This window comes from Tateyamaria sp. (genome assembly GCF_059783535.1).
In genome coordinates this window covers 1-8,758 of sequence record NZ_JBYNDP010000144.1, presented here as the reverse complement: position 1 = coordinate 8,758, position 8,758 = coordinate 1, and the positions used below count along the sequence as shown (strand labels likewise).

At 60.1% G+C, this 8,758-nt stretch carries 11 protein-coding genes; all 11 read right to left on the bottom strand.

The genetic code is table 11. The features are described 5' to 3' along the window. Nucleotides 1–258: NAD(P)/FAD-dependent oxidoreductase (locus tag AC6RA8_RS19135; RefSeq protein WP_500354922.1), on the bottom strand; the 258-nt coding region annotated here is incomplete at its 3' end. A 45-nt stretch (nucleotides 259–303) separates the two neighbouring features. Further along, a complete protein-coding gene (locus AC6RA8_RS19130) occupies nucleotides 304–1,665 on the bottom strand; it encodes a glutamine synthetase family protein (RefSeq protein WP_500354920.1) in 1,362 nt (453 codons plus the stop codon). Beyond that, nucleotides 1,658–2,347: a type 1 glutamine amidotransferase gene (locus AC6RA8_RS19125; protein WP_500354918.1), complete on the bottom strand. Its 690-nt coding sequence runs from the start codon at nucleotides 2,345–2,347 to the stop codon at nucleotides 1,658–1,660. Before AC6RA8_RS19125 ends, AC6RA8_RS19130 begins: the two co-directional genes overlap by 8 nt. Before the next feature lie 39 nt (nucleotides 2,348–2,386). Further along, entirely contained in the window at nucleotides 2,387–3,721 is a 1,335-nt protein-coding gene (locus AC6RA8_RS19120) for a glutamine synthetase family protein (RefSeq protein ID WP_500354916.1), read from the bottom strand. Between the two features lie 4 nt (nucleotides 3,722–3,725). Next, nucleotides 3,726–4,532, bottom strand: coding sequence for an ABC transporter permease (locus AC6RA8_RS19115; protein WP_500354914.1), 807 nt, complete (start codon nucleotides 4,530–4,532; stop codon nucleotides 3,726–3,728). Next, nucleotides 4,532–5,416: an ABC transporter permease gene (locus AC6RA8_RS19110; RefSeq protein ID WP_500354912.1), complete on the bottom strand. Its 885-nt coding sequence runs from the start codon at nucleotides 5,414–5,416 to the stop codon at nucleotides 4,532–4,534. The genes AC6RA8_RS19115 and AC6RA8_RS19110 overlap by 1 nt, the downstream gene beginning before the upstream one ends. Nucleotides 5,417–5,467: 51 nt before the next feature. Beyond that, nucleotides 5,468–6,190 (bottom strand): transporter substrate-binding domain-containing protein, encoded by a 723-nt coding sequence (locus tag AC6RA8_RS19105; protein WP_500354910.1) that lies wholly within the window; start codon nucleotides 6,188–6,190, stop codon nucleotides 5,468–5,470. 26 nt (nucleotides 6,191–6,216) lie between these two features. Then, a complete protein-coding gene (locus tag AC6RA8_RS19100; protein ID WP_500354908.1) occupies nucleotides 6,217–6,990 on the bottom strand; it encodes an ABC transporter ATP-binding protein in 774 nt (257 codons plus the stop codon). Between the two features lie 124 nt (nucleotides 6,991–7,114). Then, entirely contained in the window at nucleotides 7,115–7,852 is a 738-nt protein-coding gene (locus AC6RA8_RS19095) for a phosphate/phosphite/phosphonate ABC transporter substrate-binding protein (protein ID WP_500354906.1), read from the bottom strand. Continuing rightward, the gene (locus AC6RA8_RS19090) at nucleotides 7,849–8,283 is read right to left on the bottom strand and encodes a tellurite resistance TerB family protein (RefSeq protein WP_500354905.1); all 435 of its coding nucleotides are present in this window, start codon (nucleotides 8,281–8,283) and stop codon (nucleotides 7,849–7,851) included. Before AC6RA8_RS19090 ends, AC6RA8_RS19095 begins: the two co-directional genes overlap by 4 nt. A gap of 25 nt (nucleotides 8,284–8,308) precedes the next feature. Next, nucleotides 8,309–8,743, bottom strand: a complete 435-nt coding sequence (locus AC6RA8_RS19085; protein ID WP_500354903.1) for a tellurite resistance TerB family protein — start codon at nucleotides 8,741–8,743, stop codon at nucleotides 8,309–8,311. Between the last annotated feature and the right edge of the window lie 15 nt (nucleotides 8,744–8,758).

The window sequence follows — 8,758 nt, the reverse complement described above, 5'->3', positions numbered from 1 at the left end:
TTGGCCGGTGCCGAGCTGCCCGCCGTTACGACCGGAGGCTCCGAAGCCCGCGCGATGCGCTTCCAGCACAACAACCTTGCGCCCGACCTGTGCCAGATGCAGGGCAGCGGACAGGCCCGTATAGCCCGCCCCGACGATGCACACATCAGCCCGCACGTCCCCTTGCAGTGGCGCGCGAGCGGGGGGAATGTCAGATGTCGCGGCATACCAACTGTCGGGATAGGCCCCCGGTTGATCATTGACGGTCAGAAGGTCCATCTTCCCTGTTTCCCAAAAATCCTCCCCGAAGGGCCGGGTTGCCAGTTAGACGTTCAGCAGCAAATGCTCGCGCTCCCACGGGGAAATCACTTGCAGGAACTCGTCATATTCGGCGCGTTTCACGATCGAATAGACGCGAGCGAACTCTTCGCCCAATACCTTGTGCAGCTCTGTCGCCTCGTCAAACAGATCAAGGGCTGAGCCAAGCACGCGCGGGATATCCCCGTCGCCCTCATAGGCATCGCCGCGAAATTGGGCCGTCGGGCGCTGTTCTTGCACAAGTCCTAGGTATCCGCAGGCCAGCGACGCCGCGATGCCCAGATACGGGTTGCAGTCCATGCCCGCGATCCGGTTTTCGACGCGCCGCGCCTGTGGTTCGGACAGGGGGATGCGGATGCCGGTTGTGCGGTTGTCACGGCCCCAGGCCAGATTGATGGGGGCAGCGTGATCCTTCACGTAACGGCGATAGCTGTTGACGAACGGGGCCATGACCGCAAGCGCTGCAGGCAGGTGGTTCTGCAAGCCCGCTATGAAGTGGAAGAACGCATCTGTGTCGCCGTCTTGTGGTCCCACGAAAATGTTCTGTCCGGTTTCCATGTCGATGATCGAATGGTGGATGTGCATCGCACTTCCAGGTTCATTCGCGATGGGTTTGGCCATGAAGGTGGCGAAACAGTCGTGGCGCAAGGCCGCTTCGCGGATCAGGCGCTTGAAGTAAAACACCTCGTCCGCGAGTTTGACGGGATCGCCGTGGCGCAGGTTGATCTCAAGCTGGCCTGCGCCGCCTTCCTGTGTGATACCGTCAATCTCGAACCCTTGCGCCTCGGCAAAGTCATAGATGTCGTCGATCACGGGGCCAAATTCGTCCACCGCGGTCATGGAATAGGCTTGTCGCGCAGCCGCCGGACGGCCGGACCGGCCCGTCATGGGTTTGATTTCCTGTGCGGGATCCAGATTGCGCGCGATCAGGAAGAACTCCATCTCGGGGGCCACAACCGGTTTCCACCCCCTGTCATTGTAGAGCTGCACAACGCGTTTCAGCACGTTGCGCGGGCTGAACGGCACGGGCTGATCCTTGCGATCATAGGCGTCGTGGATCACCTGAAGGGTCCAGTCGCCGGTCCATGGCGCCGCCGTTGCGGTCGACATGTCGGGCTTCAGGATCATGTCCTTTTCGATGAACCCGTCTTCGTCCGCGGCCTCCCCCCAATCGCCGGTGATGGTCTGGTAGAAGATGCTGTCGGGCAGGTGGAAGTAGTCCTGCCTTGCGAATTTCGATGCAGGCACGGCCTTGCCCCGCGCGATGCCGGGCAGGTCAGCGATGATGCATTCGACCTCGTCCAGTCGTTTGCCTTCCAGGTAGACACGTGCCGCGTCCGGCAGCTTGGATATCCAGTCATCAGACATGTCTCAGCGCCCCTTGTTTGAGAAAGGCAGCCATTTCATCGGCCACCTTTTGGCTGTGTATGGGGGCGTCCAGTTGCGCGCAGGCCTTGTCCAGCAGCGGGTCAGGCACAACACCAGGACCGCGATGCGTGGCCAGTGCATTCACCATGTCGGCGCCGAATTCGGGGTGGGGCTGTATCGTCCAGATGCGGTTGCCATAGACCAGCGCCGCGTTCTCGCAGAAATCGTTCGAGGCGATGACCTCGGCCCCTTCCGGGACCTCGACAACCTGATCCTGATGCCAAGCGTTCACAGCAAGGGTTTCGCCCTTGTAGTTGTATTCCCGTCGCCCAACCGACCAGCCTCCGTCGAACTTCACGACCTTGCCGCCCATGGCCTGCGCGATGATCTGGTGGCCGAAACAGATGCCAACCATCGGGCGGCTTGCTGCGTGGATGCCACGGATCAGGTCTTCGAGCGGCGGGATGAACGGGTGATCCTCATACGCGCCGTGTTTGGAGCCGGTGATCAGCCAGCCGTCGCACACATCCGGGCCGTCCGGGAATTCCATGTCGACCACGTCGAAGGTTTCGAACTCAAAGCCGTGCCCGTCGAGTAGGCGGGCGAACATGGTGTCATAGTCACCAAGCGTTCCCAACACTTCGTCGGGTGCGTGACCGGTTTGCAGAATGCCGATTTTCATGGATCACCTGAGGGTTACGGGCCGAAGATAGTGCGCCGCCTAGACGGAGTCGAGGTAGATTTCCGTCTGCTCGTCCGGCGTGAGTTCGGCCATGTAGCGGGCTTCCTGCCGCTTGGTCATGTCCATGTTGCGGATCAGCTCTGCGTCGAAGATACGCGCGATATGCGGGCTGTCGGCAAAGGCGGCCATGGCGTCTTCCCAAGTGCCGGGAACCTGTTCCAGATCCTGTGCGTAGGCGTTGCCAGTGATCGGCGCTGGCGGGTCCTGTACGTCCTCGATCCCGTTCAGTGCGGCACCCAGTACGGCAGCAATCAAAAGATACGGGTTCACATCACCCCCGGCCACCCGGTGTTCGATCCGTCGGGCCGCTGAAGGGCCCGATGGGATACGGATGGCGGCTGTGCGGTTTTCATAGGCCCATGCGATGCCGGTGGGTGCGTGGGCATCCGGCACCAACCGGGCATAGGAATTGGCATGGGGCGCAAAGATCAGCATCGAGCCGGGCATGGCGGCAAGGCACCCCTGCACAGCATGGCGCAAGGTGTCTGTGCCCGCCTCGGTCCCGTCGTCAAAGATGTTCTTGCCATCCTTGTCCAGCACCGAGAAATGCATGTGCAGCCCGTTGCCTGCATAGTCCGGGTAGGGTTTTGCCATGAAGGACGCGGCAAAGCCGTGTTTGCGTGCCAGCCCTTTGACCAGCATCTTGAACAGCCATGCATCATCCGCCGGCTTCAGTGCGTCGGCCTGATGCATCAGGTTGATCTCGAACTGGCCAAGGCCGCTTTCGGAAATAGCGGTGTCGGCGGGGATGTCCATCGCTTCGCAGGCGTCATAAAGCTCGGTAAAGAAGTCGTCGAAGGCGTCGAGCGTGCGCATGGACAGGATTTCGCCCGCGACGCGCCGCTTGCCGGATCGCGGGGAGGGTGGCACGCGCAGGCGGCTGCCGGTGTCGTCGATCAGAAAGAATTCCAATTCGACCGCGACAACCGGGGTGAGGCCCTTGGCTGAAAACCTGTTCTGCACGTCCGCCAGTGCATGGCGCGGATCGCCCATGAAGGGGCGGCCATCTTCGTGAAACATCCAGATCGGCAATAACCCCGTGGGCGTGTTCAGCCATGGCATTGGAACAAAGCCGCGCTCGGTCGGGCGCAATACGCCGTCCCGATCGCCGGTCTCCATCACAAGGGGGCTGTCCTCGATATCTTCGCCCCAGATGTCGAGATTGAGAACCGACATGGGAAAGCGCGTGCCGCTGTCGGTGATCTTGTCGGCAAAGCGCACCGGCATACGTTTGCCGCGCGCCACGCCATTCAGATCGGCGGCTGCCACGCGGATGGCGCGGATTTCGGGGTTATCGACCAGCCAGTTGTGCATGGAGTTACCGGACCAGGTTCATGCGCAGTTTCATTTTCTGACGCGTGTTGGCGGGCAGGTGCCGGTTCAGGTGGCGATTGACCAGTCCAAACAGTCCGATGATGACCAGCGTCAGCAGGATGAAATACATCGCAAGGATCGGGTAGGGAATGAACGGGTTGAACGTCTTGTCTGCGAAGTAGTTCGCGTAATAGAGCGCGTCGCCGCGTTGCTGCCACGCTGGAAAGCCCGAGAAATAGACAAGGGTGGTGGCATGGAAGAGGAAGATCGCCTCGTTTGTGTAGGCGGGCCATGCAAGGCGCAGCATCGTTGGCCACACGATCCGTTTGAAGCGTGGCCAGCCGGACATGCCATAGGCATCGGCGGCTTCAACCTCGCCCTTGGGGATGGATTTCAAAGCGCCATAGAAGATTTCAGCTGAGTAGGCGGCCGTGTTCAGGAACAGCACGATCAACGCGCCCAACCAAGCGGCGGTGAACGGATCGAAGAACGGGCTCACGCCCTTGAGTTGCAGAAACAGGAAGTAGGCAAAGAAGAACTGTATGAACAGCGGCGATCCACGGAAGATGAACACGAACCATTCCGCTGGCTTGCGTATCATCGGAGATGCCGCGTTCTTGCCCATGGCCACTGCCGTGGCGAGGAAGAAGCCGCAAACCAGCGCCAAGACGCCGAAATACACGTTCCAGATCATGCCGGAGCCAATCAGCGTGAACTGCTGGCAGAGTGTGAAGTCGTCACGCGGCAAGAGGCGTTCGCCGATACCAATGGCGCGTAGTCCATAATCCATGATGGTTTGCACGCAGGACATCAGGCGGGGGCCTTCCGCTGGGCTTCACCACCGGTGGTGGCCTGTCCACGGGTGAGGCGGTTCATCAACCGTTCCAGCACAATCTCGGACGCGCGGGTGAACATCAGGTAGAAGACCAACAGGGCGAGGAAGTACCACATCCGCCAATCCCCATGCGGATAGTCGGTAAAGCGTGATGTTTTGGTTCCACCCAATTCGCGCGCCCAATACACGATGTCCTCGACCCCCAACAGGAACAGGAGCGGCGTGGCCTTGATCAGCACCATCCAGAGGTTGGAGAGACCAGGCAGCGCAAAGACCCACATCTGGGGCACGAGAACGCGCCAGAATGTTTGTCGAGCGGTCATGCCATAGGCTTCGGCGGTCTCAAGCTGGGCCTTGGGCACGGCACGCATGGCACCAAAAAGAACGTTGGCAGCAAAGGCGCCAAAGACAATTGCAAAGGTCAGCACGGCCAGTCCGAACCCATAGCTTTCGTGCACCCATTGCGGAGCCGTTCCGAGCGGCATCTTGGCAGCTGCGCACACCACGAAGTCGTTGCCTTGCCGAACAGGTTCGGACCAATCGGGGCATAGCGCGCGGTGTCGCAGGTATTCGATGGCCTGATCCAGCGCGATGACAAAAAACAGGAAAAACGCGATGTCGGGCACACCGCGGACAATCGCGATGTAGCCACGGCCGATCCATGACACGGGCAGGATCCGGGATCGGGCGGCCGATGCACCAGCAAAGCCAAAGGCCAGCGCCGTTGGCGCGGTAATGGCAAGCAGGAGAAAGACGGTGAGCACTGACCAATAGATCGAAATGTGCTTACCTGTGGTCAGGTAGCAGGCCATCCACTGCCAGTCGGGCAGCGTGCTTGGGTCGGTGCAGAAGGAAAACATGAACGTCAGCAAGGATAGGGCGAAGGTCTCCTCCGCCCTATCCAAATGTCATCAGAAGCCGTCGCCGATTTCCCACTTGGCGATCAGCGCGTTCAGCGAGCCGTCTTCCTTCATTGAGGTTATGGCGGCATTGAACTTCTCTTTCAGCTCGGTGTCGCTTTCGCGCAGGCCGAGGCCAATGCCGCCGCCGATCAGCTCTTCTTTGTCGAGCATCATCAGGTCGGCATCTTCGTCCGCGATCGGCGTCAGGAAGGCCTTGTCAGCCAGAACGGCGTCGGCTTCACCGTTCTTGACAGCGGCGATGGTTTCTTCGGGCGTTGCGAATTCAACCAGCGTGGCGCCGGTTTCGGCGATGAAGGCCGCTTGAATGGTGTTGGCTTGAGCCGCCAAAACGCCACCTTCAAGATCTGCGTCCGCCGAGAGGGCCACATAAGCTGACGGGTCGGGCAGGGTGTAGTTCTGCGTGAAGTCGATCACTTCATCGCGCTCATCCGTGATGCTCATGCCTGCGATGATCGTGTCATAGTTGCCGGACACGAGGTTGGGGATGATGCTGTCCCATTCGTTTGTGACCCACTCGCAGGTCAATTCGGCGCGCGCGCACAGCTCGTCGCCCAGTTCGCGCTCGAACCCGTCCACTTCACCGGCGTCGTTGATGAAGTTGTAGGGAGGGTAGGCGCCTTCGGTGCCCATGCGCACGACGCTGTGGCCATCGGCCATGGCAAAGGTGGCTGTCATCGCAACTGCGACGGTCGAAAGAAGGATGGATTTCATGAGTGATTTCTCCCGTTGATTATTGGTTACGCGGCGTGGGTTGCAGACAGAAACCCGCGCAGTCGTTCTGATTTGGGCGCGCCAAAAAGCTCATCCGGCGGCCCTTGTTCTTCGATCAGGCCCTGATGCAGAAACACGACGTGGTCGCTTACATCATGGGCCAGTTTCATGTCATGGGTGACGATCAGCATGGTTCGCCCCTCGGCGGCCAAGTCCTTGATCACCTTGACAACTTCCTGTTCCAGCTCCGGATCCAGCGCGCTGGTCGGTTCGTCAAACAGCAGCGCCTCGGGCTCCATACACAGCGCCCGGGCAATGGCTGCGCGTTGCTGCTGACCACCAGAAAGCTGAGCCGGGTAGACGTCGCACTTGTCGCCGATGCCCACCTTGTCGAGATATTTGCGCGCCGCCTGTTCAACTTCGGCCGGGTCGCGGCGCAGGACGGTCACGGGCGCTTCCATCACGTTCTGCAGGATGGTCATGTGGGCCCACAGATTGAACTGCTGAAAAACCATCGAGAGGTTGGTACGGATGCGCAGCACCTGTTTGGGATCTGCCGGACGGCGGCCATGGTCATGACCTTTCCACGTCACCGTCTCGCCCTTGAATACCACATCGCCCTGCTGGCTGTCTTCAAGCAGGTTGCAGCAACGCAAAAGGGTGGATTTTCCCGACCCGGACGACCCGATGAGCGACACAACGTCGCCCCGCTTTGCCTTGATATCCACGCCTTTCAACACTTCCAGAGGGCCGTACGCCTTGTGCAGGTCTCGGATTTCAATAACGGAAGTGTCTGACACGTGGTTTGGCTACGTTTGTTTCGGTCAGCCGGTATAAGGGAGGAAAACATGTGCCTTGTCCACGGGCAAAAGGGACGTTTTGACTGCCATTTGCGCAAATTGACGTAGGGAGAACCCGGTTTGGTCAAGGCGCGGGCGGAATCGGTAGGGCGAGATACGCGGATGGCGGGAGGTGAACGATGCCCTTGAGGCGAAGCGCGCAGCGATCTTCGTGCGACAGCTTTGGAATAGCGGTTTCGATGGAATCGAATATTGGCTTGGGATCACGTCCCCGGGCCGTGATGTAGGGCAACGCAGGCGTGGGTGCCGTGCGATCAAAGGCATCCAGAAATGCGGTGGCGTCGGTGTCCTCTGACGCCCATAGAAGCAGGGTCAGTGCGTCAATGGCTGCATAGTCCGCCTTGCCACTCAGCACAGCTTTGATGCTTTCGATATGCGCCCCTGTGTGAAGGGTTTTTTCTGGCTTCAGCTTGCGTTCATTCAGGTGTGCCCATGGGGCAGCCCAGCCTGATTGTGACAATGGATCATTGAATGCCATCACACCCCGTTTGGACAGTTCCGCAAGGCGGCGTGGATCATCGCGGCGTCGGATCAGGTAGCTGAAGTAGTGCCCGGGCGGACAGTTCGGCAGATCGTAGTCGGGCGTGCCAACAAGGGTGACATTGCCATGCAGTCGCGCCCTGTAGGGCAGTCCGCATGTTTGAGCCAAGAGCAGATCAAGTGATTGCCATTCGGCCCAGGGGTCCCCTCCGCGGCTCAGCTGATCCGGCCCATACCCAAGGGAGGCGCGTATCGCGCTCCAGAACCGGTCATGGGCGTCGCGCAAATGCGGCATGTCGTACATGCCGAGGGATGCAATCACCCGGTAACCCTTTGGCGCGCCTTCGCGCTGTCTTGATCCGTGATGCCCAACAGGTTGGTGACAAGGCGCAAAAGCGCATCTTCTTCCTGCGCACGTTGACCATCGGCCAGCACCACTTTCCAGAGCGCCTCAACCAAGGCCAGGCGGTCTTCATACGCGACGGCCTCTTTGATCGCTCGGGTGAAGCGGACCGTGTCTGGCGCATCGGCTTCCATCGCCTCAGCTTCGACCCGTAAAGCATTGGCTTCTTGATGAGAAAGCCCATAGCGGTCCTGTGTGATCTGGTCGATCAATGCACGTTCGTCGCCGGAATAGTCGTAATCGGAGCGGGCCACGCGGACCAGCAATGCGGTCAGGGCCAGCCGCGCGTCTGCGTCAGCGATCTGGGCGGGCTCGGGCTGGATCAGCCGTTTGAGGAGGTCTTGGAACATGGGTGCGGATATATGGCTGTTGTGCCTATTCGCCAAGCGCACGGGTGCGAATGTCCGCGCTGTGATCAGCCGTGATGCCAAGTGCCGCTTCGATCTGGTGCAGGACATCCTCTTCGATGCCGGCATGTTCGCCGTCCGCCAGTAACACCTGCCACATCGCCATGGCGAGGCCGAGCCTGTCAGCATAAGCCACTGTTTCCCTGAGAATATCCGTGAACTCGGGTGTGCCGGGCGCGTGCCGTTCAAGCGCCTCGCACGTGGCGCGCAGCTTCGCAGCTTCCAAGGGTTTCAGATCGAATGTGGCTGACAGAATCTTGTCAATCGCGGCCACCTCGGGTGCTTGATATTCGCGGTCTGCCATGGCCACCCGGACCAGCAATGCGCCGAGGGCAAGCTGCGGCGTGGGTTCTGGCAAGGGTTTGGTTTCCTTGGGTCTTTTGGGAAAAAGGCGTTCGAACATGGCGTGTCACTTCAA